Source organism: Pseudohaemophilus parahaemolyticus (genome assembly GCF_938021905.1).
Taxonomy (GTDB): Bacteria; Pseudomonadota; Gammaproteobacteria; order Enterobacterales; family Pasteurellaceae; genus Haemophilus_A; species Haemophilus_A parahaemolyticus_B.
In genome coordinates, this window is sequence record NZ_CALIFA010000070.1 from 1 (window position 1) to 26488 (window position 26488).

General features: G+C 41.2%; 29 protein-coding genes. 12 read left to right on the forward strand and 17 right to left on the reverse strand.

Translation table 11 applies throughout. The features are described 5' to 3' along the window. Nucleotides 1-300: 300 nt before the first annotated feature. From iscX to QMF79_RS07370, 9 genes are all read right to left on the reverse strand, one after another. Nucleotides 301-495, reverse strand: coding sequence for a Fe-S cluster assembly protein IscX (gene iscX / locus QMF79_RS07330; protein ID WP_005706580.1), 195 nt, complete (start codon nucleotides 493-495; stop codon nucleotides 301-303). Beyond that, nucleotides 495-836, reverse strand: a complete 342-nt coding sequence (gene fdx / locus QMF79_RS07335) for an ISC system 2Fe-2S type ferredoxin (protein ID WP_005706571.1) — start codon at nucleotides 834-836, stop codon at nucleotides 495-497. Before fdx ends, iscX begins: the two co-directional genes overlap by 1 nt. Nucleotides 837-847: 11 nt before the next feature. Beyond that, nucleotides 848-2701, reverse strand: coding sequence for a Fe-S protein assembly chaperone HscA (hscA, locus tag QMF79_RS07340; protein ID WP_281773321.1), 1854 nt, complete (start codon nucleotides 2699-2701; stop codon nucleotides 848-850). Between the two features lie 35 nt (nucleotides 2702-2736). Further along, on the reverse strand, nucleotides 2737-3369 hold the full coding sequence (locus tag QMF79_RS07345) for a DUF2625 family protein (protein WP_281773322.1): 633 nt from the start codon (nucleotides 3367-3369) through the stop codon (nucleotides 2737-2739). Between the two features lie 118 nt (nucleotides 3370-3487). Next, a complete protein-coding gene (gene hscB / locus QMF79_RS07350) occupies nucleotides 3488-4009 on the reverse strand; it encodes a Fe-S protein assembly co-chaperone HscB (RefSeq protein WP_281773400.1) in 522 nt (173 codons plus the stop codon). A 9-nt stretch (nucleotides 4010-4018) separates the two neighbouring features. Then, complete coding sequence (iscA, locus tag QMF79_RS07355) at nucleotides 4019-4342, reverse strand: iron-sulfur cluster assembly protein IscA (RefSeq protein WP_040217163.1); 324 nt, start codon at nucleotides 4340-4342, stop codon at nucleotides 4019-4021. Nucleotides 4343-4509: 167 nt separating this feature from the next. Then, nucleotides 4510-4893 (reverse strand): Fe-S cluster assembly scaffold IscU, encoded by a 384-nt coding sequence (iscU, locus tag QMF79_RS07360; RefSeq protein WP_005706518.1) that lies wholly within the window; start codon nucleotides 4891-4893, stop codon nucleotides 4510-4512. Between the two features lie 124 nt (nucleotides 4894-5017). Then, on the reverse strand, nucleotides 5018-6244 hold the full coding sequence (locus QMF79_RS07365) for an IscS subfamily cysteine desulfurase (protein WP_005706550.1): 1227 nt from the start codon (nucleotides 6242-6244) through the stop codon (nucleotides 5018-5020). A 73-nt stretch (nucleotides 6245-6317) separates the two neighbouring features. Continuing rightward, the gene (locus QMF79_RS07370) at nucleotides 6318-6758 is read right to left on the reverse strand and encodes an Rrf2 family transcriptional regulator (protein ID WP_040217161.1); all 441 of its coding nucleotides are present in this window, start codon (nucleotides 6756-6758) and stop codon (nucleotides 6318-6320) included. 335 nt (nucleotides 6759-7093) lie between these two features. Between QMF79_RS07370 and QMF79_RS07375 the strand changes: the two genes are divergently transcribed. From QMF79_RS07375 to trpD, 5 genes are all read left to right on the forward strand, one after another. Continuing rightward, nucleotides 7094-8542: an outer membrane protein transport protein gene (locus tag QMF79_RS07375; RefSeq protein ID WP_281773323.1), complete on the forward strand. Its 1449-nt coding sequence runs from the start codon at nucleotides 7094-7096 to the stop codon at nucleotides 8540-8542. A gap of 71 nt (nucleotides 8543-8613) precedes the next feature. Further along, entirely contained in the window at nucleotides 8614-9168 is a 555-nt protein-coding gene (locus QMF79_RS07380) for a methylated-DNA--[protein]-cysteine S-methyltransferase (protein ID WP_425591889.1), read from the forward strand. Between the two features lie 100 nt (nucleotides 9169-9268). After that, nucleotides 9269-10825 carry an anthranilate synthase component I gene (gene trpE, locus QMF79_RS07385; protein WP_281773324.1) on the forward strand — a complete coding sequence of 519 codons (1557 nt, stop codon included), beginning with the start codon at nucleotides 9269-9271 and terminating at the stop codon, nucleotides 10823-10825. Between the two features lie 18 nt (nucleotides 10826-10843). Continuing rightward, entirely contained in the window at nucleotides 10844-11422 is a 579-nt protein-coding gene (locus tag QMF79_RS07390; protein WP_281773325.1) for an aminodeoxychorismate/anthranilate synthase component II, read from the forward strand. A 239-nt stretch (nucleotides 11423-11661) separates the two neighbouring features. Continuing rightward, nucleotides 11662-12663, forward strand: coding sequence for an anthranilate phosphoribosyltransferase (gene trpD / locus QMF79_RS07395; protein WP_281773326.1), 1002 nt, complete (start codon nucleotides 11662-11664; stop codon nucleotides 12661-12663). 56 nt (nucleotides 12664-12719) lie between these two features. On the opposite strand, the gene pyrG is transcribed toward trpD, so the two are convergent. Then, entirely contained in the window at nucleotides 12720-14357 is a 1638-nt protein-coding gene (gene pyrG, locus QMF79_RS07400; protein WP_281773327.1) for a glutamine hydrolyzing CTP synthase, read from the reverse strand. A 165-nt stretch (nucleotides 14358-14522) separates the two neighbouring features. Then, nucleotides 14523-14930, reverse strand: a complete 408-nt coding sequence (locus QMF79_RS07405) for a helix-turn-helix transcriptional regulator (protein WP_281773328.1) — start codon at nucleotides 14928-14930, stop codon at nucleotides 14523-14525. A gap of 128 nt (nucleotides 14931-15058) precedes the next feature. Here QMF79_RS07405 and QMF79_RS07410 point away from each other — a divergent pair, with 128 nt between their 5' ends. Together QMF79_RS07410 and QMF79_RS07415 are read left to right on the forward strand one after the other, a co-directional pair. After that, nucleotides 15059-15433 carry a hypothetical protein gene (locus QMF79_RS07410; protein WP_281773329.1) on the forward strand — a complete coding sequence of 125 codons (375 nt, stop codon included), beginning with the start codon at nucleotides 15059-15061 and terminating at the stop codon, nucleotides 15431-15433. A gap of 9 nt (nucleotides 15434-15442) precedes the next feature. Continuing rightward, the gene (locus QMF79_RS07415) at nucleotides 15443-15751 is read left to right on the forward strand and encodes a hypothetical protein (protein WP_281773330.1); all 309 of its coding nucleotides are present in this window, start codon (nucleotides 15443-15445) and stop codon (nucleotides 15749-15751) included. A gap of 48 nt (nucleotides 15752-15799) precedes the next feature. On the opposite strand, the gene QMF79_RS07420 is transcribed toward QMF79_RS07415, so the two are convergent. The 5 genes from QMF79_RS07420 to nrfA all read right to left on the reverse strand — a co-directional run bounded on the left by QMF79_RS07420 (nucleotide 15800) and on the right by nrfA (nucleotide 20515). After that, complete coding sequence (locus QMF79_RS07420; RefSeq protein WP_281773331.1) at nucleotides 15800-16549, reverse strand: Fic family protein; 750 nt, start codon at nucleotides 16547-16549, stop codon at nucleotides 15800-15802. Nucleotides 16550-16685: 136 nt separating this feature from the next. After that, a complete protein-coding gene (gene nrfD / locus QMF79_RS07425) occupies nucleotides 16686-17651 on the reverse strand; it encodes a cytochrome c nitrite reductase subunit NrfD (RefSeq protein WP_281773332.1) in 966 nt (321 codons plus the stop codon). After that, nucleotides 17651-18328, reverse strand: a complete 678-nt coding sequence (gene nrfC / locus QMF79_RS07430; RefSeq protein WP_005706551.1) for a cytochrome c nitrite reductase Fe-S protein — start codon at nucleotides 18326-18328, stop codon at nucleotides 17651-17653. The genes nrfD and nrfC overlap by 1 nt, the downstream gene beginning before the upstream one ends. Then, complete coding sequence (gene nrfB, locus QMF79_RS07435) at nucleotides 18328-18981, reverse strand: cytochrome c nitrite reductase pentaheme subunit (protein WP_281773333.1); 654 nt, start codon at nucleotides 18979-18981, stop codon at nucleotides 18328-18330. Before nrfB ends, nrfC begins: the two co-directional genes overlap by 1 nt. Nucleotides 18982-19000: 19 nt before the next feature. Next, nucleotides 19001-20515, reverse strand: a complete 1515-nt coding sequence (gene nrfA, locus QMF79_RS07440) for an ammonia-forming nitrite reductase cytochrome c552 subunit (protein WP_281773334.1) — start codon at nucleotides 20513-20515, stop codon at nucleotides 19001-19003. 368 nt (nucleotides 20516-20883) lie between these two features. Here nrfA and ilvG point away from each other — a divergent pair, with 368 nt between their 5' ends. The 5 genes from ilvG (at nucleotide 20884) to leuD (ending at nucleotide 26120) form a co-directional block, all read left to right on the forward strand. Beyond that, nucleotides 20884-22533 (forward strand): acetolactate synthase 2 catalytic subunit, encoded by a 1650-nt coding sequence (gene ilvG, locus QMF79_RS07445; RefSeq protein WP_281773335.1) that lies wholly within the window; start codon nucleotides 20884-20886, stop codon nucleotides 22531-22533. 1 nt (nucleotide 22534) lies between these two features. Next, on the forward strand, nucleotides 22535-22756 hold the full coding sequence (ilvM, locus tag QMF79_RS07450) for an acetolactate synthase 2 small subunit (protein WP_119223272.1): 222 nt from the start codon (nucleotides 22535-22537) through the stop codon (nucleotides 22754-22756). Nucleotides 22757-22813: 57 nt separating this feature from the next. Then, on the forward strand, nucleotides 22814-23791 hold the full coding sequence (gene lpxK, locus QMF79_RS07455) for a tetraacyldisaccharide 4'-kinase (protein ID WP_281773336.1): 978 nt from the start codon (nucleotides 22814-22816) through the stop codon (nucleotides 23789-23791). Between the two features lie 303 nt (nucleotides 23792-24094). Beyond that, a complete protein-coding gene (gene leuC / locus QMF79_RS07460; RefSeq protein ID WP_281773337.1) occupies nucleotides 24095-25504 on the forward strand; it encodes a 3-isopropylmalate dehydratase large subunit in 1410 nt (469 codons plus the stop codon). A gap of 13 nt (nucleotides 25505-25517) precedes the next feature. Beyond that, nucleotides 25518-26120 carry a 3-isopropylmalate dehydratase small subunit gene (leuD, locus tag QMF79_RS07465; protein WP_005706526.1) on the forward strand — a complete coding sequence of 201 codons (603 nt, stop codon included), beginning with the start codon at nucleotides 25518-25520 and terminating at the stop codon, nucleotides 26118-26120. A 42-nt stretch (nucleotides 26121-26162) separates the two neighbouring features. Here the strand turns inward: leuD and QMF79_RS07470 are convergent, their stop codons facing one another. After that, entirely contained in the window at nucleotides 26163-26453 is a 291-nt protein-coding gene (locus tag QMF79_RS07470) for a hypothetical protein (protein ID WP_111312416.1), read from the reverse strand. Nucleotides 26454-26488 lie beyond the last annotated feature (35 nt).

Genomic DNA, 26488 nt, shown 5'->3' on the forward strand with positions numbered 1-26488 from the left:
GAGCAGGCGACTCATAATCGCTTGGTCACTGGTTCAAGTCCGGTAGGGGGGACCAATTCAAATTTTTCTTCTCTTTTACACTCTTTCGTATTCCTACCTACCATAATTCCTTGTAGTTCGTTAGTGAATGTTATTCCATAACTATGCGAAAAGAGCATAATAGAAATATACGACTAATAGGCTAAAATATTATTTAAACAGCGAAATTATCAATTAAAGTTAGTCCAAAAAACCAACTCTTCTGCCTACTATTGCTATAAAAAAAATGCTTTTACCATTTAGTAAAAGCATTTTTCTTATCTATTCATACTCTTCAATCCACTTCAGCAAAATCGCCTCAAGGATTGATTCGTTAGAACCTTCAGGATCGTCATCAAACTCTTCTAATTCGCAGATCCATTGATGCATATCGGTAAAACGCACGGTTACTGGGTTTAAATCAGGATCGCGATCGTACAACGCCCACGCAATATCTTGTACATCAGTCCATTTCATTAGTGTGCAGCCTCATTTGCGTGGTTAAGGTTATATTTTGGAATCTCGACCACTAAGTCTTCATCACCAATCACACATTGGCAACTTAGACGGCTTTCCATTTCTAAGCCCCAAGCTTTGTCCAACATATCTTCTTCTTGATCTGAGCTTTCGTTTAAAGAATCAAACCCTTCACGAATTACTACGTGGCAAGTCGTGCAAGCACAAGAACCATCGCACGCATGGTGAATTTCCACGCCAGCATTGTGTGCCACTTCTAATAAATTATCGCCTTCATTGGCTTCAACAACCATACCCTCTGGGCAAAATTCTTCATGGGGAAGAAAAACTACTTTTGGCATATTATCCTCTTTTAAATAATCTCATCAACGGCTTTACCCGCTAATGCTTTTTGAATTGATAAATTCATTCGTTTTGCTGCGAATGCTTGGGTAGCATAGTCAAGCTCTTTAATCCCTTGGGCAATCGCTGCTCTATCTGAACCTTGTTTTAAATCAATCAACTTTTGAATTTCCGCTTCAATGGCTTTAAATTCTTCAATGGAAAGTACTTCCGCCCCATCTTCTTGGAGAGCTGAAATCACAGTATCAATCACACGATCAGCTTCTACACGCTGCTCTGCAAGCTGGCGGGCTTCCATATCTTCTTTGGCATTTGCCATTGAAGACTTGATCATCTGGGTCACTTCTTCATCGGTTAAGCCATAAGATGGTTTTATCTGAATCGAAGCCTGCACTTTGGTCGATTTTTCCATTGCTGTTACGCTCAACAAACCATCAGCATCGACTTGATAAGTCACGCGAATGGTTGCCGCACCTGCCACCATCGGCGGAATGCCGCGTAAGGTAAAGCGACCGAGTGAACGGCAATCTTCCACCAATTCACGCTCACCTTGTAGAACATGAACCGACATCGCTGTTTGCCCATCTTTAGCGGTAGTAAACTCTTGGGCTCGTGCCACAGGAATAGTGGTATTGCGTGGAATGATTTTTTCCACCAAACCGCCCATCGTTTCAATACCAAGCGAAAGCGGCACAACGTCTAACAATAACATATCCGCATCAGGCTTATTGCCGACCAAAATATCCGCCTGAATGGCTGCACCAAGGGCAACCACTTTATCTGGATCAATCGACGTTAATGGCGTTTTACCAAAGAACTCACCGACTTGCTCACGCACAAATGGTACGCGGGTTGAACCGCCAACCATCACGACTTCGCGGATCTCTTCACCTTCCACGCCTGCATCTTTCAACGCTCGGCGGCAGGTCATGAGCGAACGTTTGACAAGCGGTTGAATTAGCTCATTAAATTGTAAACGGCTGACTGTGCCTGCCCAATTTGCAAATTTCACTTCAGTTTCGACCGCTTGTGAAAGGGCAATTTTGGTTTGAGTGGCAAGGGTTAATAGTTCACGTTGTTCATTCGCATTTTGTGGTTGCACACCTGCTTGTTCAGCAATCCAATTTGCTAATAAGAGGTCGAAGTCATCGCCCCCGAGAGCCGTATCACCGCCCGTTGCCAACACTTCAAACACACCACGGCTTAAACGTAAAATCGAAATATCGAATGTGCCGCCACCTAAATCATAAACCGCAATAATGCCTTCTTGACCGCTATCTAAGCCGTAAGCAATCGCAGCGGCAGTTGGTTCATTTAATAAACGCAATACATTCAAACCTGCTAAACGTGCCGCATCTTTGGTGCTTTGACGTTGAGCATCATCAAAATAAGCAGGCACGGTAATGACTACGCCCGATAATTCGCCCGCTAAACGTTGTTCAGCAAAGCGGTTTAAGTGTGCCAAAATATCTGCTGATACTTCCACAGGGCTTTTATTACCTTGTTTAGTTTGGATTAACGGTAAGCCGTTATCGCTCGCCACAAATTGATAAGGTAAATCAGGGTAGCGTTTTTGCACATCGGCAAGCGAACGCCCAATTAAGCGTTTAGCTGAAATCACGGTGTTTTGCGGATCAACGGCTGAAAAGTCAAAGCCTTCTATGCCCACAGTTTTCTCATTTTCAGCATAATGCACCACCGACGGCACTAACGCCCTCTCTTTTTCATCTAACAACACGGTTGCAGTGCCACTTTGTACCGTTGCGACCAATGAATTCGTTGTTCCAAGATCAATCCCCACCGCCAAGCGTGCTTGGTGCGGTGCGGCAGTTTGCCCTGGTTCAGCGATTTGAAGTAATGCCATTATTATCTCTTCTCTATTTCTTGTTTTAATTTATTTTAGGCTACTGAATAACTCATATTTTCAGGAGCAAACACACCTTGATAGTGGCGTTCCACAGGAACAGCGATTTTGCTTTCAAGCTCTAACACTTGATGACCTTGCAGTTCTTTAATATCATTTTGCCAATTATCCCAACGTAAATCTTGGTAGAAATCGTTTAAATCGCCTGATAATGCCCAGCCTAAAAATTCAGAATAGCCTAAGTTCAACAGTTCCCATGTTTTCTTTTTCGGATGATGATAATACACTTGCCCAATTTTATCGCCTAAACTGCCTGCGTTAATAGCAAAGTAACCACCAATTGCATCATCTGCTACTAATAAGTAGCTGGGTTGCTCGCCCGATTGTTTGAAAGTTTTGCCGAAGTTCCAATCAAATAAACCGCGCGGTAATTTTTCGTTGCCTGAACCTAAAATACGTAACCAACCGTAATCAATTAACACACCCCCTGTCTCATACACAATCGCACCAAGCGGTGAACGGGTCGGTAGTTGCATTCCAACTAACGCAGCAGCCGCATCTTCAGGGTAGCTAGCTAAAATTTCGTAGTGATTTTTTGCTTGAGTAAACCAATCACGCAAAATCAACCACGCTGAATTTTTATCTAATAATTCTTCTAGGGTTTTCATCAGTAAAATATCTCTAAAAATCGATCGCTTGATAAGGCTAACCGTAGGGGCGGGATTTATCCCCGCCCTATAAATTCAATATCATACTGGCGGGGATAAACCCCGCCCCTACGCAAGATTACATTTCAAAAAACTGCTCTTCAACCTTCTCAATCTGAATAATCAGCTTTTTAAAATAACGCAAACGATCTGTTAATGCGTTTGCCTGCTGCCAATTTTTTTGATTTAACGTTTCTTCTAATTCAATTAAAACTTTTTTCTGCTCGGCTTTAATCTGTTTTAGAAAATGAGTTAAAGCCTCTTCATCTTTTTTATGTTCAATGCTTTCAAGGGTTTCATGCCATTCCATCTGTTGCATCAGGAATTCAACATCTCGCATACTTTTTTCTTCGAGGTTTTTCTCTACCCCCGTTTCAATCTTAATAATCTCTTCGGCACGCAAAATTGGATCTTTCAGCACATTTAATGCTTGGTTTACATCAGCCGATTTTTCAATTGCAAGACGTTGCTCGGCTGTAGAGCTACTTGCGTAATTATCTGGATGAAGCTCTTTTTGTAGCTCTAAATAACGTGCCGAAAGTGCGGTTTGATCTACCTGAAATTGCACAGGCAAACCGAAAAGGGAAAAGGCATTAATCATCATAGCCTCCTAAACATTAAAACTCTCACCACAACCGCATTCATTTTTTACATTTGGGTTGCTGTATTTAAAGCCTTCATTTAAGCCTTCCTTCACAAAATCTAACTCCGTGCCATCAAGGTAAGTGAGGCTTTTTTCGTCCACAATCACTTTTATGCCGTGTTGCTCGAATATTTGATCATCTTCATTTAATACATCAACGAATTCCAACACATACGCCAATCCTGAACAGCCCGAGGTTTTCACGCCTAAGCGTAAGCCAATGCCTTTACCACGATTTTCAAGGAAAGTGCGCACGCGGTTTGCGGCGGTTTCTGTTAATGTAATTGCCATAATATATTCCTAATATCTTAAATGAAGAAAATCATATTTTACGAAACATTGTAGTGTGTGAAACATCGTTTCACATATGAAAGGCGTGTGTCGACAAGCTGACACACCCTACAAAATACAAGCGGTCTTAATTCGCAAAATTTTTGCAAAATCAACCGCTTGTTAAATTATTTACCTTGTTTTTCTTTGTAATCTGCGATTGCTGCTTTGATTGCATCTTCTGCAAGAATTGAGCAGTGAACTTTCACAGGCGGTAATTCTAACTCCTCTGCGATGTCGCTGTTTTTAATTGCACCCGCTTCTTCTAAAGATTTACCTTTTACCCATTCGGTAATCAGTGAGCTTGAAGCGATTGCAGAACCACAACCGTAGGCTTTAAAGCGTGCATCTTCGATAATGCCAGCATCGTTTACTTTGATTTGTAAGCGTAAGATATCACCACACGCAGGTGCACCAACCATACCTGTACCGATGTCTGATGCTTCTTTGTCGAATGTACCTACGTTACGTGGATTTTCGTAGTGATCGATTACTTTTTCACTGTATGCCATTTTATATTTTCCTCTATTTAGTTCCCCTCTTTAGTAAAGAGGGAGTAGGGGAGATTTGTCCGATGTTGATATTTTTTTCAAATCTCCCTAAATCCCTCTTTAATAAAGAGGGAAATTGATCTTATTAGTGGTGATTCCACTCAATTTTACTTAAATCTACGCCTTCTTTGAACATTTCCCAAAGTGGAGAAAGATCACGTAATTTCACAATCGCTTTTTTCACTAATTCGATAGTGTAGTCAATTTCTTCTTCCGTTGTCCAACGACCTAATGTGAAGCGAATTGAGCTGTGAGCTAATTCATCATCACGACCGATAGCACGTAACACATAAGAAGGCTCTAAACTTGCAGAAGTACAAGCTGAACCAGATGAAACTGCAATATCGCGTAATGCCATCATTAATGACTCGCCTTCTACGAAGTTGAAGCTAATGTTTAAGTTTGAGCCTACACGTTTACCTGGTTCCATTGAGCCGTTTACATACACTTCTTCAATATCTTTGAAGCCGTTATATAGGCGGTCACGTAACTTAGTTAAGCGTGCCATTTCTTCGGTCATCTCTTCTTTTGCGATACGGTATGCTTCACCCATCCCCACGATTTGGTGAACTGGCAATGTACCTGAACGCATACCACGCTCATGACCACCACCGTGAATAATCGCTTCTAAACGCACTCGTGGTTTACGGCAAACGTATAAACCGCCGATACCTTTTGGTCCGTATAATTTGTGGCTTGAAAATGACATTAAATCTACTTTTAATTCATGAACATTTACTGGCACTTTACCCACAGATTGCGTTGCATCAACGTGGAAAATGATTTTGTTAGCACGGCAGATTTCACCGATTGCCGCGATGTCTTGAATCACACCCATTTCGTTATTCACGTGCATAACAGAAACCAAGATAGTATCTGGACGAATAGCTGCTTTGAATTTTTCTAAATCAAGCAAGCCATCTTCTTCTGGGTCTAAGTAAGTCACTTCAAAGCCTTCGCGTTCTAGCTGACGGCAAGTATCTAACACCGCTTTGTGTTCAGTTTTCACGGTGATGATGTGTTTACCTTTAGTTTGGTAGAAGTGTGCCGCACCTTTAATTGCAAGGTTATCTGACTCGGTTGCACCTGAAGTGAACACGATTTCGCGTGCATCAGCACCGATTAAGTCTGCGATTTGGTTACGTGCAACATCAACCGCTTCTTCTGCTTCCCAACCGAATTTGTGCGAACGTGAAGCAGGGTTACCAAAGATGCCATCTTTGGTCATATATTGCATCATTTTTTGGGCAACGCGTTCGTCCATTGGCGTAGTTGCCGCATAATCTAAGTAAATAGGTAATTTTACTGACATTTTTTAAGTTACTCCTAACTCGCTAAAAGCGGTTATTTTTAATGAAATCTTTGCTTATCTTTTAGTGCTGATGCTAGTGCTCGTGGCAATGAGATTTATCACAATCGTGATCCGCATTTTCTTGAACTAAATCGTCAAGCGATACGGTGTTTAAGAACTGCCCGATTTGATCTTCCAAACGCTCCCAAAGCGTATGAGTTAAACAACGAGAATCGTTACGGCAATTACCACTTCCCTTACATTTAGTCACGTCCACATTTTCGTTCACTGCTGCAATAATCATCCCAACGGTAATCTCTTTCGGCTCTTTTTCGAGCTTATAACCGCCACCTGGCCCACGTACGCTATATACAATACCTTCACGACGAAGCTGTGCAAAAAGCTGTTCTAAATAAGAAAGTGAGATAGCTTGACGATCTGCAATATCCGCAAGACTGACAGGCTCTTTTTTACCGTGAATAGCAATATCTAAAATTGCTGTCACCGCATAACGCCCTCTTGACGTTAATCTCATAAATTCGCCCTCATTTAATTAAAAATCCAATCAAAGATTGGAAGTGTCTGAATTTTGATGGAGTTGACTATTTTAGTCAAGTATATTGAACTGATTTAAACTTATCATTTTAAAAGGTTTCACCAAATGATAAGGAATTTCCCTACTATTATAGAGGTTTTGAAGGCAAATTTAAACTTAAAACGAAATAGAAAAGTAGGTAAAAGTTCCCTTACAACTGGTCGGAACACTTGCTTTATTTCCCTTTGGGAGTTGCAATCAATAATTTCACTTCGTAGAATTTCCCCGTTTTTTACTTATTCATCATTTCTTACTTAATTATTAAAGGATAGTTCATGTCTCGATTTTCTAAAACATTGCTTGCATCAGCATTAACATTAGTCGCAGGTGGTGCAAATGCGTCAGCATTCCAATTAGCAGAAGTTTCAACATCAGGCTTAGGTATGGCATATGCGGGTAATGCAGCCGTTGCTGATAATGCTTCTGTTATAGCAACTAACCCTGCATTAATGACGAGATTCCAAGGGGCTGAAATGTCTGTGGGGGGCATTTTAGTTGATACCGATTTACACATTCAAGGCAAAACTAAATTAGGTAATTCTGCAAACCAAAATAATGTTGTGCCAACATCATTAATCCCAAATACTTATTTTGTTGCACCAATTAACGATAAATTTGCTTTAGGTTTAGGCTATAACGTCAATTTTGGTTTAAGTACAGAATATAGTAATAGCTACAACGCAGGCACATTAGGCGGTCAAACCGAACTTCAAGCACACAACTTTAACCTAAGTGGTGCTTATAATATTGGCAACGGCTTCAGCTTTGGTGCGGGTGTAAACGCAATTTATTCTAAAGCAGAAGTTCGCCGTACATTAGGCGATCAAGTAGCTGTCGCTCAAGCAGGTGCTACACGTGCTCAAGCCGCTGCAACAGCATTACAAAGCCTTCCAACTGCATACCAATCATTATCCTTAACTACTTTAGCTGCTGCTCAACCTGCTAACAAGCAATTACAAGCAATTGCTGCACAATTTCCTGCTGGAACAACCGCTTCACAAGCAGCAAACAGCTTAAACGCTCTTGCAACATCGCTATCTTCATACACAAAAGAAACTGAAGTTACCCGTATCACTGGTGATAAATGGTCATTCGGTTGGAATGCTGGTCTTGCTTACGAGCCAAATGAAAACAACCGTTGGGGTTTAGCTTACCATTCTGCGGTAGATGTGAAATTTAACGGTAAATATCGCAATGCACTTTCAACCAACTTAGGTTCTGTGATTGCAACCAACGGCGAAGAGCGTGATGGTAAATTAACCCTTAACCTCCCTGCTTACTGGGAACTTTCAGGTTACCATAAATTAACGGATCGTTTTGCTGTACAATATAGTTGGAAACGCACCGAATGGTCTCGCTTAAAAACTTTAGATGCTTACAGTATGGATAACCAATTCCACTATATGCACAAAGATGAAGCCTTCCGCGATACTAACCGCTATGCAGTGGGTGTTTCATATGAGGCAACCCAAGATTTAACATTACGAGCAGGTCTTGCTTATGACCGCAGTGCAAGTGTAAACCACCCATCGATTTCTATACCAGATACAAACCGTATGTGGTACTCAGCGGGTGCAACCTATAAATTCACGCCGAATTTATCAACAGATGTTGGCTTCGCTTACTTACATGGTACCAAATTTGGCTTTGGTGAAGACGGAGCAACATTTAAAGTACGTGCAAGTGGTTACTTATACGGCTTAAATCTTAACTACAAATTCTAACCAGAATTTAGCATAGTATTTCAAAACAGGGGCGTGTAAACTGATTACACGCCTTTTCTATTGGAATTTTTATGACAATTTTCTACCAATATTACCCCTCTCCAGTGGGCAATTTATTACTTCTTGCTAAAGAACATGGACTGATTGCAATTGAGTTTGACGAAGAACAGCCTACCACTAAGCTTGAAAATTTCATTCCCGTAAGCAATACAAGCGGTACCGTTTTTGAAATTTTTTGCAAAACACGTGAGATTTTAGACCGCTATTTTCAAGGCGAAAAGCTCGATTTTCAGCATTTAGATTTTCTTACCCCACAAGGTACAGCATTCCAGCAATCAGTTTGGAAAATCCTCCGCCAAATTCCCTACGGCGAAATTACTAGCTACGGTGAAATTGCCAACCAGTTAGGTAAACCAAATGCGATGCGTGCTGTCGGTGGCGCTGTGGGACGAAATCCGATTTCAATCCTTATTCCTTGCCATCGAGTGTTAGGTAAAAATCAAAGTCTCACAGGCTTCGGCGGTGGCTTACCTAATAAACGCTATTTACTTCAACTAGAAGGCATTGGCTATAAAGATCAAGGCGTTGAATATGTAAACCCGAAAAACAAACATTGGGAACGTTAAAACAATAGTATAAAGAAATTTATACTATTTTTACTCGCACGCTTGACAAATCCCCTTTGCACTAGTTTAATAGTACAAAAATAAACACAGGAAGATAAAAATGAACGTGCAAATTCAACAAACCGCGTTGCCTTATTTTGCTGATACCACTGCGATGTATCACGCTCTTTGTAGCAACCAGCCTTATACCTTATTATTAGACTCCGCTGAAATTCAAAGCAAAAATAGCCTTAAAAGTTTACTCTTCGCCCAATCGGCGTTGCATATTTTTTGTGATGCTCAGCAAGTGACTTTTGAGCCTTTAACTAAAAATGGCAAAGCAGTCATTCCACATATTCAAGTTGCTTTAGCGAATTTAAATCCTGCACCTTCTTGCGAATTTTGTGCAGAATCACACCGCTTGGTTGCAGAGTTCCCAACTATTCCTACTCAATTAGATGAAGATAGCAAACTCAAAACTAGCACGGTGTTTGATGGCTTGCGTGTTGTAAACCAACTGTTTAAAGCAACAAGCTCACCCGTTTATTTAGGCGGATTGTTTAGCTACGATTTAGTCGCAAATTTTATCCCAATGGATAACATTACATTGCAAGACGATGGCTTGAATTGTCCAGACTACAGCTTCTATTTAGCCGAGCAATTGGTCTTTATCGATCACCAAGCTCAAACTGCAACGCTTAATACTTTCTGTTTCAATCCAGCTGAGCAAACAACATTAAGCCAACAAGCGGTCGAATTTGAAGAAAAACTTGCCAATGCACCAACCAATTTCAGCTTGCCAATTCAAACTGCAAATGCAGAAGCGGTGGCGAATTTAGAAGATGAGCCATTCAAAGAGATTATTTGCAAACTCAAACATCACATTCACGTGGGCGATGTGTTCCAAATCGTGCCTTCTCGCCGTTTTAGCTTGCCTTGTCCGAATACGTTAGCAAGTTATCGCCAGCTTAAAATCAACAATCCAAGCCCGTATATGTTCTTTATGCAAGGCGAAAATTTCACGCTTTTTGGTGCTTCACCTGAAAGTGCGTTGAAATATAGCGAACACGACCGCCAGCTTGAAATTTACCCAATCGCAGGCTCTCGCCCGCGTGGTTTTGATGAGCATGGCAACATTGATTTAGAGCTCGATTCTCGCCTTGAATTAGAATTGCGTTTAGATAAAAAAGAGCTTGCTGAACATTTAATGTTGGTCGATTTAGCCCGAAATGATGTGGCTCGCGTAAGCCAATCGGGCACGCGAAAAGTAGTGGAATTGATGCAAATTGACCGCTATTCGCAAATTATGCATCTTGTTTCTCGCGTGGTGGGTAAACTTCGCACCGATTTAGATGCATTACACGCTTACCAAGCTTGTATGAATATGGGGACGCTCACAGGTGCACCGAAAATCAAGGCAATGCAGTTGATTTACCAATTCGAACAGCAAAAACGCCATAGCTACGGCGGTGCGGTCGGTTATTTAACCTCCGAAGGCAATTTAGATACCTGTATCGTCATTCGTTCTGCTTTTGTGCAAAATGGAGTAGCTTATGTGCAAGCAGGCTGTGGCGAAGTGTTGGATTCTGATCCGCAATTAGAAGCGGATGAAACCCGACACAAAGCCCGTGCGGTATTAAAAGCGATTGGGCAGGTGAATCAAGGGCAGCAGCATTAAGGATTGGAGGAAAGCACGATGGCACATATTCTTTTTGTCGATAATTTCGACTCATTTACCTACAATTTAGTGGATCAATTTCGCGAGCTAGGACACCAGGTTACGATCTTCCGCAACGATTATCCTTTGGAAGATTTTATTCAAAAAGCTTTAACCACCGAAAACGCATTAGTTGCCCTCTCACCTGGACCTGGTAACCCTGCTGAGGCAGGTAACTTACTGCCGATTATTCAGCAACTTAAAGGCAAAGTACCGATGATTGGCATTTGTTTAGGGCATCAAGCCATTATTGAAGCATTAGGCGGAAAAGTAGTACATACAGGCACGGTATTACACGGTAAAGTGTCAAAAATCGAGCACGATAATCAAGCTATGTTCGCGGATATCAACAACCCAATGCCCGTCGCTCGTTACCACTCTTTAATGGGCGATAACTTACCCGAAGAGCTAGAAGTCAATGCACGTTACGGCACGATTGTAATGGCAATTCGCCATAAAACTTTACCGATTTGCGGCTTCCAATTCCACCCAGAATCAATTTTGACCGTAGAAGGAACGAAGTTATTGAAGCAGTCGGTGGAGTGGTTGTTGAGATAATTATGGATTAATTTCTCCGTTTTTTATTCTGCCAAATCTCCCCTCCCCCTCTTTGCTAAAGAGGGGAAATTCTTTAGTGAAAATAGAATAATTGACTCATAATATATTTATTTATATAAACAAATAATATAGAAATTTCCAGAGATCCCCCCTCTTTAGCAAAGAGGGGGAGGGGAGATTTGGCAGTCTTAATTACCGGAGAAAGTATTTATTAGTTTAGAAAGAATAAGGAACACACTATGCAAACAGAACAACTTTTAGAAAAATTATTTAATCATCAACCGCTTGATAAAGCTGAATCCACCTTCTTCTTCACTCAAGTTATGCAAGGCAAGGTGTCAAATGAGCAACTAGCAGGGGCGTTAATTGCGTTAAAAATGCGAAGCGAAACAATTGACGAAATTTCAGGTGCAGTGACGGCTGCACTTGAAAATGCCGCCTCTTTCCCAACACCAGATTACGCTTTTGCAGACATTGTAGGCACGGGCGGTGATGGACATAACACCATCAACATTTCAACAGCAAGTGCTATCGTTGCCGCCACAATGGGCTACAAAGTGGCAAAACACGGCAGCCGTAGTGTTTCCAGTAAAACAGGGGCAAGTGATGTACTCTCTCAACTTGGCATCAATATTCAAGTGCCCACAGAAACTGCTCGCAAAGCGTTAGATGAAATTGGCATCTGCTTTTTATTTGCCCCACTTTATCACTCAGGTTTCAAATACGCCATCCCCGTCCGCCAAGCGTTAAAAACCCGTACGCTGTTTAACATTTTAGGGCCTCTCGTCAATCCTGCTCACGCTAAACGCCAACTTTTAGGTGTTTACTCGCCAGAAATTTTAAAAATCTATGCAGAAACGGTAAAAGCGTTAAACCACGAGCATACTATTGTCGTCTATGGAGCGGGTTTAGATGAAGTCGCTGTTCACGGCGAAACACAGGTGGCAGAAATTGAAAATGGCGACATCCGTTATTACTCTGTGACGCCTGAAGATTTTGGCATTTCACGTCATCCAATCGAAGCCTTAAAAGGCGGAGAACCCGCTGAAAATGCTGAAAAAATCCGTGCTTTATTACAAGGAAAAGGCGAAGCAGCACATATTGATGCGGTCGCAGTGAATGTAGCAATGCTAATGCGAACCTTTGGCGAGCCTGACTTAAAAGCCAATGCAGCAAAAGTAAAAGCGGTGCTAGCCAGTGGAAAGGCGTTTGAGACGTTAAATAAGTTAGCGAGTTATTAGACAAATAAAAGCCAAATGTAAAAGGAGCTCATTTCGAGCTCCTTATTTATGCTGTATTACCCTTTATGTGAATCTTGGTACTCTTTCGCTGCTTTTACAAAACCTGCAAAAAGCGGGTGACCATCACGCGGTGTTGAGGTAAATTCTGGGTGGAATTGAGCTGCTACAAACCAAGGGTGATTTGGCACTTCAATGATTTCCACTAATTTACGGTCTTCTGATAAACCCGTTACTTTCAAGCCAGCGGCTTCAATTTGCGGAAGTAATGTATTGTTTACTTCGTAACGGTGACGGTGGCGTTCTTCGATGGTTTCTGCACCGTATAATGCACGGGCTTTTGAACCTTCAATTAAGTGGCATTTTTGTGCTCCCAAACGCATTGTGCCACCTAAATCTGAATCGTCAGAACGGGTTTCAACATTGCCATCTTTATCTTGCCATTCGGTAATTAAACCGATAACAGGTTGAGGGCAATCTTTGTCGAATTCACTTGAGTTCGCTTCGGTTAAACCTGCTACGTTACGAGCATATTCGATTAAGGCAATTTGCATCCCTAAGCAGATACCTAAATATGGGATTTTGTTTTCGCGAGCATATTGTGCGGTGCGAATTTTGCCTTCCACGCCACGATAGCCGAAACCACCAGGAACAAGGATCGCATCCACTCCTTCTAACACGCTTGTGCCTTTAGTTTCAACATCTTGCGAATCAATGTATTTAATGTTCACGGTTAAACGGTTAGTTAAGCCCGCGTGTTTTAAAGCTTCATTCACCGATTTATAGGCATCTGGCAATTCGACATATTTACCCACCATACCAATGGTCACTTCGCCCGTTGGATTCGCTTGGCGGTAAAGCACTTGTTCCCATTCAGATAAATCTGCTTCTGGGCAATCTAAGCGGAAACGCTCGCACACAAAGCTATCTAAACCTTGTGATTTTAATAATTCTGGAATGCGGTAGATTGAATCTACATCTTTTAATGAAATTACCGCACGCTCTGGCACGTTACAGAATAAGGCGATTTTTTTGCGTTCATTTGAAGGAATCGCACGATCTGAACGGCAGATCAACACATCTGGCTGAATACCAATTGAAAGCAATTCTTTCACAGAATGCTGCGTTGGTTTGGTTTTCACTTCGCCTGCAGTTGGAATATATGGCACTAAAGTTAAGTGCATAAATAAGGTTTTTTCACGACCTACATCTACCGCTAATTGGCGTAATGCTTCTAAGAATGGCAGTGATTCAATATCGCCTACCGTGCCGCCTACTTCCACGATTACTACATCACGACCTTTACCACCTTCGATTACACGTTCTTTGATTTCGTTAGTGATGTGTGGGATAACCTGAATAGTTGCACCTAAATAATCGCCACGACGCTCTTTGCGTAACACTTCAGAGTAAATTTTACCACTGGTGAAGTTGTTCGCTTTGCTCATTTTTGAGCGGATAAAACGCTCGTAGTGACCTAAGTCTAAGTCGGTTTCAGCACCGTCCGCTGTTACGAATACTTCGCCGTGTTGCGTTGGGCTCATTGTGCCTGGGTCTACGTTGATGTATGGATCAAGCTTCATAATGGTTACGTTCAAACCACGAGCTTCAAGAATAGAGGCTAAAGACGCTGCGGCAATGCCTTTCCCTAAAGAAGAAACAACACCGCCCGTCACAAAAATATAATTCGTTGCCATTTTATTTGCCTTTGTGATGAAAAATTGGGTTGGAAATGAATTGAAAAGTTGGCATTTTTACGAAATCCCAACTATCAGGACGGGATAACAGTTTACAGCAAAAAGCCGTTTTTTGCTATTAGAAAATAACAAAGCGGTAGATTTAAATCTGAAATTTACGATTAGTTACTTCGCTTTCAAGGCATCAAGCATTTCTCGCAAAAGTGCTAACTCACGTTTTTGGTTTTCGATGATTTCTTCTTTGTGAGCTAATAATTCATCTTTATGAGCAATGATTAACTTTAATTTTTCGGTCTCTTCATTGCTATTTCCACCTAAAGAAATAATTGAATTAGTGAGATTATTATCAGAATGGTTAATATAAATCTTAGCTTCCTCCCCATAAGATAATAACTCGCAAAGATCCATATTAAACACCTCCGCAATTTGCTCAAATCTTGGTAGGTTTGAAATAGTTTCCCCGAGTTCAATTTTGGCATAACCTTTTGTCGTCATACTCAATTTTTGAGCCATATCTTCCTGTGTCCATTGATGAGCTTCGCGAAGTTGTTTAATTTTTTCATTGATTTTCATATCACACCTACAAATTGTGGGAGTTAAGGATATTAGTCAGGGAATCTAGAGGTAAACTTTGTGGATTGTAGCATAAATCACTATCTATTTATAATATAAACTCATTTAATTCTATTTAGGAGCTTTTTATGTCACTTGAAAATAATTCAAATAACAGCCAATCAATTAAGATTAATAACGTTCTCATTTGGATCTTAGCACTTTCTCCAATTATTGGAGAGTTACTACGCGGTTTCATTATAGGTATGGTATACGGTAGTCGTTGGTCAGCAATGGAAGCCATTGCTGAAGGAAAACTTTGGTTTATTCCGTTAGTATTAAATGTCGCTTTAGGCATAGCAGATGAAAAACTTTTAGCAAAAAATGGAATTGATACCTCAAAATTCAAAATGTGGGCGGTTCTTATCCCAGTGTATTTATTCCAAAGAACTAAAATGCTAAACCATAACTATGCTTATTTTATCACTTGGTGTGTAGCATTCGCTCTTATGTTCTTTTTATAAGGGTATAACATGAGAAAACTAATTTTAACTATCACTTTAGGTTTTATTTCTACATTTTCATTTGCTGACTCTAGTCGTTCAATGTTTATGAATGAGCTACCTTCGCAATGTAAGGCTCAAGACATTATTCAAGAAATCCCTGTAACAATGTCAAATTTTGATGTCCTTGAAATATTAGACGTTACTAATGTAGAAACATTAGAAAAATCTAACTCAAGACTTACTTGCTCTGCTATTCTCGTTACAGAAAAAGGGCAAAAACGATACAGAATAACGTTTACTCAAAACTCTATGGGTGATATTATCGTGAATTATTAGTAAATAGGCTGATAGCAATTCATATTGTTATCAGTCTATTTTTATTTTCTAATAATCATTCAACGTTTCTAAAATCACTTCCAACATAAATTCTACAAATACTGTTGAGCTATTTTCTCGATCTGCCTGTGAAAGCATTTGATAATAATCTGGCTGATGAGCATAAACAATAGTTTCAACAGGAAGCCATGCAAAAATCGGATTCCATTTGCTCAAAATCACGCTTTGCCATAATCTCCCCATTCGCCCATTACCATCTGAGAAAGGATGTACCATCTCAATTTCATAGTGAACTACCGCACTTTTAATCAAGGCTGGTGTGTCATCTTGTTTCGCCCATGCAAACAAATCTGCAATTAAATATTCAACAAATTGTGATCTTGCCCCCATATGTACAAGCTGCCCTTGCGTATTATAAATACCGACATCTTTAGAACGAAATGCACCCGCTTCTTTAACCAAATCTTGCATTAAAAGGTGATGTGCTTTTAAAAAATCGCTCACGGAATAAGGATCGTAAGTCAAAATATCGTCGTAAGCATCATAGGCATTTTGCACTTCTCTGATTTCTTTTGGATGCCCTAAAACTCTTTTCCCATCAATAATATCCGTTACTTGCTCAATAGTTAAGCTATTATTTTCAATTGCAAGAGAGGCTTGAATAGAGCGTAAGCGGTTATTTTTTCTAAGATGTAAATGGCGTTCAAAATCAACTTGTAATGTGCCTAATTTATGTGAAATTTCTACGACTAAGTTGAGCATTTTTGAAGTAATAGAAAAAGGAGGCTTTTGTGGCATGCGTAAAATCCTTAGAAAATCTAATCGCTTAATGAAAGGAAATTTTATAGAAATTTTGTTGTTTAGAAAACGACAAAGCGGTCTATTTTGCAAAAAATTTTACAAAATAGACCGCTTGGAAAGCAAGGCGTTTAAACTAACTCGCTACCGTTAACTGCCCAGCATAGAGGATAAAGAAACGTAAGCAGAATACACCGATTAAGTCGAAGATAGAGACCAAAATGATGAATTTCGGACTATGTTTCACTTCGTGGCTGCCGAATAAGTTTGCCACGAGTGGAATTAAGATACCGATAAAGAATACCCCAATCCAGAACAGCATTCCCCAGAAACCTGTCATTGCATTGTGCAAGGCAAGTTGTTTATCTGCCCCACCAAAATGCAAGCCTACGAAGAATGCCACTAACAAACCTAATTCAGTAACCATAATCGGCACTTCGAATTTGTGGATAAAGTGAATTTCTCGGCTTTCACCTGAAAGTTTACCCGCAATTAAAATCATCAAGAAAGTCGCTGCGATACCTGATGAAGTACCCGATGCTAAGAATAAAGCTGGCAACACTGGGTTATTCAACATTGGGTAGCTGATTAACGCCGAAAGCAAGAAGCCCGTATAAGCACCAAGCACTGCAGCTAAGGTAAATAGCACAAATTCAATCGGTTTTAATAACTTGCGTTCTGCGAAATCAATCCAAGGTAAGACGAATTTAAACACAGGGAAGTAACGATTTACAAGTACTGCGATCCAGTCTTTAAACATAATCGCAATCCAGACTACCAATACAGCCATATAGGCTTGGAACATCATTACGCCCATTGACATCACAGAAGTGCCGTTGTAGTTAAACATCAGCTTCCAGAATGTCCACGGTTTAGTTAAGTGGAACACCAACAAAGTCAAACCAAGAATTGTTGGAATGGTGCCTAAAATTGCCGCACTACGAATAATCCAGTTCTCACTTGGCTTTTCTACTTTTACGCTATTACGGAATGCAATAGCAAGCTGCACCGCACCAGAGGAAATCCCTAATAAGAAAAGATAAACCGCAATGGTGCTGTCCCACACTAAATTGGGGGTATGAAAAGGAATATAGTCGTTCATTATCTATGCTCCCCTTTACCAAATGGAATGTGATATAAGTTTGGTTGCGTACCTAATGACACTTTAGTGCGATAAACTGGGTTTTCACGCACTTTTTTCGCCACGGCACTGTTTGGATCGTTCATATCGCCAAAGGTTAATGCTTTGGTTGGACAAGCTTCCACACAAGCAGGCTGCTTACCTTCTGCAAGATTGGTATCACGACAGAAGTTACATTTATCCGCTGATTTTTTCTCTGGATGGATAAAACGCACACGATACGGGCAAACAGCGATACAGTATTGACAGCCTACGCACAAATCAGAATGCACATCTACAATCCCTGTTTTAGGATCAACAAACGAAGCTCCTGTTGGACACACAGCAACACAAGGTGCGTTTGAGCAGTGTTGGCAAGATTGACGGAAGAACTCATATTCCACATTGGGAAATTCGCCATAAGGTTCGCTACGGATAATTTCTAAACGTGAAACCCCTTCTGGCACTTTGTTTGTGGTTCGACAAGCGTCCATACATGCGGTACAGCCGATACAAGATGTTTCATCGTGTACCATCGCATAGCGAATTTTTTTCGGTTCATTCTCAGTTGCAAGAGTAACCGAAGTAGCAAGCCCTGTGCTTGCTACCACAGCGATAGCACCTGCCCCTGAGACGAAATCTCTACGGGTACAAGTCATTATTGGTTTTCCTTAGCTTCCTGAGCTTTAACTTCTTCTTTATGGGCCTGAATTTTAGTGTGGCAATCTGTACAAAGTTTGATACGTTGTTTTTCAGGAATTGCCTTCATCGGATCTTTTTCTGGGTGAAGTTCGTGGCAGTTTGCACACGCAATTTTGTTTGCGTGAGTATCGTGAGCCCAGAATTTTTCACGTAATTTATCCGCTGTATGGCACGCCACACACACTTGATTTTGCTCGTGAACCGTACGTTCAAGTTCGGGTTTGCTTGCCTTTTGATCCATTTTGCTGAAACGCATTACATCACGCACACCTTTACGGTGGTTTTCAGACATATTGCCATGGCAGCTTACACAGTTCACTTGCTCACCGCTATTTGGGCTTTTCGTTCCATGTTGGAAGTGTTTACCCGCGTGGCTAAATGGTTTACCTGTCGCATTAGCGGTTTCGTGACATTGAGTACAATATTGGTTTGGATCGCGACGAGCTTCCTCAGCAACTTGAACATCCGATTTACCTTGCCACATTTGTTGTGGTAGTGGTGGCATTTCAGCATGAGCGGTTGAAATTGCAGAGAACATTGCAAAACAACTTGCTAAAGCGACCGCTTGGAGGGCGATTGCTCGCCCTGCTTTTGAGATTAAGTTTTTCATATCATCACCTCAAGCTTGATTATTTCGCTTCTGCTTTTGGTGTTGTGACTTCTTTTGGAGCTTCTACCGCTGGTAATAAGCCTTTTTCGCGAGCTGTAGCTTCCCATTGTGGCACCACTGTGCGTAAGAATTCATCTTTGGCAGCTTGGTCTTTAGGAATATCTAAGCCAATTGCTTTTTGCGCTTTTTCACGTGTAGAAATATCTGGAATTGCAACTGGGGTTGTAACACCGTGTTTCGCTAAAACTACACCTAATTGCGCACGCGCATCTGCTGCACGATCGATACCTGTTGCAATAACGTGTAACATCATATCTGGTGCGTGCATATGACCACCGTGGCTTGCTGAGGTGTAATCCCAACGCCATTGTGCGTGGCGAATTGCTTTTAAGATCTCTTTCATCTCTTCAGGTGTTGCACCCGCTTCCCAAGCGGCTTTCGCTTCGAAGTGTGCTTTTACAAGCTGATCTTCAAGTTTGATCATCGCATCTTTCACTTGTTTTTTATGCTCTGCAACACGTTTTTGAAGTGTCTCTTTACTTTGCTCGTGACAAGTCTTACAAGTGTTTTCGAATTGATCAAATGGATTGCCGATTTTGTGGTCGGTGTACACTTTGCCATCTTTGTCTTTCACTTTCGGCATATGGCAGTCGATACAAGTTACGCCATTTTTACCGTGTACACCTTGTGACCAAATTTCAAAGTCTGGGTGCTGTGCTTTTAACATTGGGGCTTTTGATAATGCGTGAGTCCAGTCAGCAAATTCAATATCATCGTAGTATTTTTCAATGCTACTCACATCTACGCCATTTTTCCAAGGGAAAGTTACGTCTTTTTTATCTTTGAAATAGTATTCCACGTGGCAGTTTGCACATATAGCAACACGTTTGCCTTGTTTATCTAAGTTTTCAAAAGTCCAACCTACACTTTCCAATGCACGTAATACGTGTGGACGAGCAACACGTAATGCAGGTTTACCTTCTTTAAAATCTTCTGATTTTGTATCGTGACAGTCGGCACAACCGATTGAGTTCACGATTTCAGAACCATATTTCGCCCATTTTGGATCGAAATAACCACGTTCACCTTTCTCTTCAATTAAACGAGGTACATCAGGGCCTTTACAGGTCCAGCACGCCATTGGTTGCGGGCCATCATTTTCGTCTTTCGGTGCCCCTGTACGCAAAATTTCACGCACATCCGTGATGGCATAATAGTGACCACGAGGCTTGTTATATTCTTTTGAGAAAGAATAACCAGCCCAAAGAATGACACTACGAGGATCAGCTTCTAACGCACTACCACGGTCAGTCGATTCAGAAGTTGCTTTCCAAGAATTGTATTGCAGTGGATATTTATCCGCAAAAAGATGATTTGCAGATTCAACAGTCACACCTAGCTTTTCGTGTTTGAGTGCTTTTTGAGTTAAAGTCTCAGTTTGCGCGTCTGAAGCCTTTTCTTCAGCCTGTGCTGAATGAAAGCAACCGAGCATTGCAATGGTCGCCATTGCTAAAGTTTTGGTTAAACGTTTCACGGTAAAGTCCCCCACAAGGATGGTTTATCAAAATATCTAAATGAGAATTTTTCTTATTAAAAACAATAAGATACTATTATCTTATATGCGTACGAGCATATAGAATTTATTAAATTTTCGCTATTGTAAAAATCGTTTTCTTTGAACTAAATCAATAAAAAGGGGTATAAATACCTCTTTATAGTTACCTATTCTACCTCTTAATAAATAGCTCTTTCTTTCCACAAAAGATTAGAAAAATTAACCACTTGTTTTCCTATTTCAATAAAATCTCATTTTTTTCATAAATTTAATTCAAAAGCTCTTGGTTTTATGTTATCTATTACCGCTACTACTCATTAAACAAAACAAAAGGACACAACATTTTAATGAACGGTGCAAATTTAGTGATTGAGTGTTTGAAAGCACATCAAGTAACGCATCTTTTTGGCTACCCTGGCGGGGCAATTATGCCAACTTATGATGCAATTTATGATTCAGGATTAGATCATCTTCTTTGCCGTAACGAACAAGGGGCAGCCATGGCAGCCATTGGTTATGCACGCTCAACAGGCAAAGTGGGGGTTTGTATCGCTACCTCTGGACCAGGAGCAACCAATTTAGTAACAGGTTTAGGTGATGCGTTTGCTGATTCTATTCCTGTGGTTGCTATTACAGGGCAAGTCGCTAATCCGCTTATCGGGACAGATGCTTTCCAAGAAGCAGATGTGTTAGGACTTTCGCTTGCTTGCACTAAACACAGCTTTATTGTGCAGAACATTGATGAACTGCCTGAAATCATCGCTCAAGCATTTAAAATTGCTCAAAGTGGCAGACCAGGCCCCGTGTTAATTGATATTCCAAAAGATGTACAAGTATCGGAAACTTCGCTTAAACCGATTGTTTACCCAAAAGATCCTGCTCCTCAGCAAGATCCAACTGCATTAACTGAAGCAAAAGCCATGCTCGCTAATGCGAAGAAACCCGTGCTTTATGTTGGCGGTGGGGTAGGGATGGCAACAGCTGTGCAAGCGGTCAGAAATTTCATTGAAATTGCAAATATTCCGTCTGTTTCAACCCTTAAAGGACTTGGCACGATCCCACCTCATCATCCACTTTATATGGGAATGATCGGAATGCACGGCACAAAAGCGGCAAACTATGCGGTACAAGAGTGCGATCTATTGATCGCTTGCGGTGCACGTTTTGACGACCGCGTAACAGGCAAATTAGACACCTTCGCCCCACATGCAAAAGTGATCCATATTGATATTGATGCAGCTGAAATCAACAAGCTTCGCCAAGCTCACGTGGCACTCAAAGGCGATATGGCAGAAGCGGTCAATATTTTAGCTCATCCACTTGATATTGATGAATGGCGTGGGCGAGTAAAAGCACTCAAATCTGCCCACGATTTTGACTACAACGACAACGCTGGCGAAGGCGATATTGATCCTTACGCATTATTGAACACCCTTTCTGAACGCAAATCAGAAAATGCCGTCATTACCACCGATGTAGGACAACACCAAATGTGGTCAGCTCAACATATCCGCCACTTTGCACCTGAAAATTACATCACTTCAGCAGGCTTTGGCACGATGGGCTTTGGTTTGCCTGCAGCAGTTGGTGTAGCAAAAGCTCGCCCGCAGGATCCTGTAATTTTAATCACCGGTGATGGCTCATTTATGATGAACATTCAAGAGCTTGGCTCAATTAAACGCGGTCAATTACCAATTAAAATGTTGTTGCTTGATAACCAACGTTTGGGCATGGTTCGACAATGGCAATCACTCTTCTTCAAAGCACGCCATAGCGAAACAATTTTAGATGACAACCCTGATTTCGTCATGCTTGCTAATGCTTTTGGTATTCCTGCTGAACGCATTGAAAAAGCCAGCGAAGTTTCTGGTGCATTAGACCGCTTGTTAAACGCTGAAGGCGCATATTTACTGCAAGTATGCATTCCAGAAGAAAGCAATGTTTGGCCGTTAGTGCCACCAGGTGCTTGCAACACCGATATGTTGGAGGGAGAATAAAATGCAGCAATATAATTTAACCATTGAAGCGAATGCTCGTCCTGAAACGTTAGAACGTCTGCTTCGTGTAGTACGTCACCGTGGCTTTGAAGTATTGGATTTAAACGCTCAAAAAAGTGAACAGATATTAACACTTAATCTTAAACTTCAAAGTACCCGAGCAATTTCATTGCTGACTACACAATTAGAAAAGTTGTTTGATGTAACAAAGATTACTAGCTAATCGCATTGTCGGGGTGTGTTCAACACGCCCAGACCACTCTTATTTCATAAACGCAAAATGAAACTCTGGCAAAAAACCTCAATTATCACTTGGCTACTCGCCCCATTTTCGTTGCTCTTTTGGTTGATTAGCCAAATCCGCATTGCCCTTTATCGCAAAAAAATCCTTAAATCCTACCGCTCGTCTGTGCCTGTTTTGGTGATTGGCAATATTTCTGTGGGAGGGAACGGCAAAACCCCGCTTGTGATTTGGCTGGTAGAGCAACTGCAGAAAAAAGGCGTGAAAGTGGGCGTGATTTCTCGTGGTTATGGTGGGGAAAATAAGGTTTATCCGCAGCTGGTTACGCCAGAAAGCAATCCAAAATTGATGGGCGATGAACCCGTGCTAATCGCACAACGCACCAACGCACCTGTGGCAATTTCACCAAACCGCCAACAAAGCATTGAACTGCTGTTAAGCCAGTTTGAGCTTGATTTGATCGTCACTGACGACGGTTTGCAACATTACGCTCTTGAGCGAGATATGGAATGGGTGGTAGTTGATGGAGAACGCCGATTTGGTAACGGTTTCGTGCTCCCAGCAGGCGGATTGCGTGAATTGCCAAGTCGATTAAAGCAGGTGCAAGCGGTCATTTGTAACGGGAAAAATGCAAATGCAGGTGAACACGCAATGCACCTCGAACCCGATTTTGCGATTAACCTTAAAACGGGTGAAAAACGCAAACTCAGCGAATTTACCCAACCTGTTTACGCTCTTGCTGGCATTGGCTACCCACCTCGTTTCTTTAATATGCTCAAAGGGCTTGGCATTCCACTTGCGGATACATTCAGTTTTGCCGATCACCAAGCCTTTACCGCTGAAATGATTGTGCCAAAGCTCAGTCAAAATCTCCCGCTTATGATGACCGAAAAAGATGCCGTAAAATGCAAAGCCTTCGCCCAAGAAAATTGGTGGTATGTGCCTGTTTCTGCAAGATTTTCCGAAAAATCGACCGCTTGTTTGGTGGGGATGGTTATGGATTTAATTAAAAATTGATAGCTTTTCCCTTTTAATCCAAAAACAGACGAAAAACCTTCCAAGTAAATTACCCTATAAAGCAGTGAAATTGCTAGATAACCCTCTGAGTCTGTTTTTAGTTCTAATATTTTATTCTGCTAAAAGCCTAAAATCCCTCGTTTTAGGCTTTTTTACTAGCATAAAAATCGTCTATTCTCATTAAATTAGCATTTTACTTTCATTTATCTAACCGTTATAGTTAAAGCGTTTTCAGACAAGCGGTTAAAAAAGCGAAATTTTTGCAATCGCTCTATTCGATTTTATTTTGAGTTGGAATTTATTATGGCAAAAACACTATACGAAAAACTTTTCGATGCACACGTTGTTTATGAAGCCGAAGGCGAAACGCCGATTCTTTATATCAACCGTCATCTTATTCACGAAGTAACCAGTCCACAGGCATTTGATGGCTTACGCGTAGCAGGGCGTCAAGTTCGCCAAGTAGGCAAAACATTTGGAACGATGGATCACAGTATTTCTACCCAAGTGCGTGATGTAAACAAACTTGAAGGTCAGGCGAAGATCCAAGTTCTGGAACTGGCAAAAAATACGAAAACAACAGGCATTCAATTGTTCGATATGAGCACAAAAGAACAAGGTATCGTGCATGTAATGGGACCAGAGCAAGGCTTAACCCTTCCAGGGATGACGATTGTGTGTGGTGACTCTCACACTGCAACTCACGGGGCATTTGGAGCATTGGCGTTCGGTATTGGTACCTCTGAAGTGGAACACGTGTTAGCCACTCAAACCTTAAAACAAGCCCGTGCGAAAAGTATGAAAATTGAAGTACGTGGTAAAGTAAACCCAGGCATTACGGCAAAAGATATTGTGCTTGCGATTATCGGTAAAACCTCGATGGCAGGCGGTACAGGGCACGTTGTAGAATTTTGCGGTGAAGCTATCCGCGATCTATCAATGGAAGGTCGTATGACAGTGTGCAATATGGCGATTGAGTTGGGTGCTAAAGCAGGCTTAATCGCACCAGATGAGACTACTTTTTCCTACTTAAAAAATCGTCCACATGCGCCACAAGGCAAAGATTGGGATGATGCAGTTGAATATTGGAAAACCTTAAAATCAGATGATGATGCACAATTTGACACTGTTGTTGTGTTGGAAGCAAAAGACATCGCTCCACAAGTAACTTGGGGAACAAACCCTGGTCAAGTCATTGGCATCGACCAAGTTGTACCAAATCCTGAAGAGATGGCAGATCCTGTCACAAAAGCCTCTGCAGAAAAAGCACTAGCCTATATCGGTCTTGAGCCAAATACCGATCTTAAAGAAATTCCTGTCGATCAAGTCTTTATCGGTTCTTGCACTAACTCTCGTATTGAAGATTTACGTGCAGCAGCTGCAGTGATGAAAGGGCGTAAAAAGGCGGATAATGTCAAACGTGTGCTTGTTGTGCCAGGTTCAGGCTTAGTAAAAGAGCAAGCGGAAAAAGAGGGATTAGACAAAATCTTTATCGAAGCAGGTGCAGAATGGCGTAACCCAGGTTGCTCGATGTGCTTAGGGATGAACGATGACCGCTTAGGTGAGTGGGAACGTTGTGCTTCAACTTCTAACCGTAACTTCGAGGGTCGCCAAGGTCGTAATGGTCGCACGCACTTAGTAAGCCCAGCAATGGCAGCCGCCGCCGCAATGTTCGGTAAATTTGTAGATATTCGCCAAGTGGCATTAAATTAATAAGGATAAAATAATGGCAGGTTTCAAACAACTTTCAGGCTTAGTCGTGCCTCTTGATGCAGCAAATGTGGATACCGATGCAATCATCCCAAAACAATTCTTACAAGCCATTACCCGAGTGGGCTTTGGGAAACATCTTTTCCATGAATGGCGTTATTTAGATGCAGAAGGCACAAAGCCAAATCCAGATTTTGTGTTGAACTATCCGCAATATCAAGGTGCAAAAATCTTACTTGCCCGTAAAAATTTAGGTTGCGGCTCATCACGTGAGCACGCACCTTGGGCGTTAGCAGATTACGGTTTTAAAGTAATGATTGCACCAAGTTTTGCAGATATTTTCTATAACAATAGCTTGAATAACCATATGCTACCGATTCGCTTAAGCGAAGAAGAAGTAGAAGAGATTTTCCAATGGGTATGGGCAAATGAAGGCAAACAAATTGATGTGGATTTAGAAGCAATGACCGTGACTACTGGCGATAAAGTTTACCACTTTGAGCTCGATGAATTCCGTCGCCACTGCTTGCTCGAAGGCTTAGACAATATCGGTTTAACTCTTCAGCATGAAGATAAAATCGCAGAATATGAGAAAAATATCCCCGCATTTTTGCGTTAATAAATATGCTAAAAAGCCACCAGAGGTGGCTTTGTTTTTAGCTTAAATACTTCCGCTCTCTTTAATATCCATTTCTAATTTATTTACAGCTAAACAGAGATTGTTCTCAAGCAACACATCATCATAACAAAACAAATGTTGCTCACCACAGAAATCTTTTAAGAAAGGTAAAATATTAACTTGATAATCTTTCCTATCATTTCCAGTAGATTTATAAGGCTCAACTAATAAATTAGCTTCATCTTCAATTAATCCCTGTTTCAAAATAAAATAATCAGGGAAAACACCTGGCTTAACTAATTTTTGACATTCAGGATACTCAAATAAAAACATTGGAAGCAGTTTCTGATTACGCTTTCATTCAACCC

Excerpts from the sequence above, each read along its gene's own strand:
- iscX (WP_005706580.1), bottom strand. The coding sequence starts at position 495 with ATGAAATGGACTGATGTACAAGATATTGCGTGGGCGTTGTACGATCGC.
- fdx (WP_005706571.1), bottom strand. The coding sequence starts at position 836 with ATGCCAAAAGTAGTTTTTCTTCCCCATGAAGAATTTTGCCCAGAGGGT.
- hscA (WP_281773321.1), bottom strand. The coding sequence starts at position 2,701 with ATGGCATTACTTCAAATCGCTGAACCAGGGCAAACTGCCGCACCGCAC.
- QMF79_RS07345 (WP_281773322.1), bottom strand. The coding sequence starts at position 3,369 with ATGAAAACCCTAGAAGAATTATTAGATAAAAATTCAGCGTGGTTGATT.
- hscB (WP_281773400.1), bottom strand. The coding sequence starts at position 4,009 with ATGATTAATGCCTTTTCCCTTTTCGGTTTGCCTGTGCAATTTCAGGTA.
- iscA (WP_040217163.1), bottom strand. The coding sequence starts at position 4,342 with ATGGCAATTACATTAACAGAAACCGCCGCAAACCGCGTGCGCACTTTC.
- iscU (WP_005706518.1), bottom strand. The coding sequence starts at position 4,893 with ATGGCATACAGTGAAAAAGTAATCGATCACTACGAAAATCCACGTAAC.
- QMF79_RS07365 (WP_005706550.1), bottom strand. The coding sequence starts at position 6,244 with ATGTCAGTAAAATTACCTATTTACTTAGATTATGCGGCAACTACGCCA.
- QMF79_RS07370 (WP_040217161.1), bottom strand. The coding sequence starts at position 6,758 with ATGAGATTAACGTCAAGAGGGCGTTATGCGGTGACAGCAATTTTAGAT.
- QMF79_RS07375 (WP_281773323.1), top strand. The coding sequence starts at position 7,094 with ATGTCTCGATTTTCTAAAACATTGCTTGCATCAGCATTAACATTAGTC.
- QMF79_RS07380 (WP_425591889.1), top strand. The coding sequence starts at position 8,614 with ATGACAATTTTCTACCAATATTACCCCTCTCCAGTGGGCAATTTATTA.
- trpE (WP_281773324.1), top strand. The coding sequence starts at position 9,269 with ATGAACGTGCAAATTCAACAAACCGCGTTGCCTTATTTTGCTGATACC.
- QMF79_RS07390 (WP_281773325.1), top strand. The coding sequence starts at position 10,844 with ATGGCACATATTCTTTTTGTCGATAATTTCGACTCATTTACCTACAAT.
- trpD (WP_281773326.1), top strand. The coding sequence starts at position 11,662 with ATGCAAACAGAACAACTTTTAGAAAAATTATTTAATCATCAACCGCTT.
- pyrG (WP_281773327.1), bottom strand. The coding sequence starts at position 14,357 with ATGGCAACGAATTATATTTTTGTGACGGGCGGTGTTGTTTCTTCTTTA.
- QMF79_RS07405 (WP_281773328.1), bottom strand. The coding sequence starts at position 14,930 with ATGAAAATCAATGAAAAAATTAAACAACTTCGCGAAGCTCATCAATGG.
- QMF79_RS07410 (WP_281773329.1), top strand. The coding sequence starts at position 15,059 with ATGTCACTTGAAAATAATTCAAATAACAGCCAATCAATTAAGATTAAT.
- QMF79_RS07415 (WP_281773330.1), top strand. The coding sequence starts at position 15,443 with ATGAGAAAACTAATTTTAACTATCACTTTAGGTTTTATTTCTACATTT.
- QMF79_RS07420 (WP_281773331.1), bottom strand. The coding sequence starts at position 16,549 with ATGCCACAAAAGCCTCCTTTTTCTATTACTTCAAAAATGCTCAACTTA.
- nrfD (WP_281773332.1), bottom strand. The coding sequence starts at position 17,651 with ATGAACGACTATATTCCTTTTCATACCCCCAATTTAGTGTGGGACAGC.
- nrfC (WP_005706551.1), bottom strand. The coding sequence starts at position 18,328 with ATGACTTGTACCCGTAGAGATTTCGTCTCAGGGGCAGGTGCTATCGCT.
- nrfB (WP_281773333.1), bottom strand. The coding sequence starts at position 18,981 with ATGAAAAACTTAATCTCAAAAGCAGGGCGAGCAATCGCCCTCCAAGCG.
- ilvG (WP_281773335.1), top strand. The coding sequence starts at position 20,884 with ATGAACGGTGCAAATTTAGTGATTGAGTGTTTGAAAGCACATCAAGTA.
- ilvM (WP_119223272.1), top strand. The coding sequence starts at position 22,535 with ATGCAGCAATATAATTTAACCATTGAAGCGAATGCTCGTCCTGAAACG.
- lpxK (WP_281773336.1), top strand. The coding sequence starts at position 22,814 with ATGAAACTCTGGCAAAAAACCTCAATTATCACTTGGCTACTCGCCCCA.
- leuC (WP_281773337.1), top strand. The coding sequence starts at position 24,095 with ATGGCAAAAACACTATACGAAAAACTTTTCGATGCACACGTTGTTTAT.
- leuD (WP_005706526.1), top strand. The coding sequence starts at position 25,518 with ATGGCAGGTTTCAAACAACTTTCAGGCTTAGTCGTGCCTCTTGATGCA.
- QMF79_RS07470 (WP_111312416.1), bottom strand. The coding sequence starts at position 26,453 with ATGTTTTTATTTGAGTATCCTGAATGTCAAAAATTAGTTAAGCCAGGT.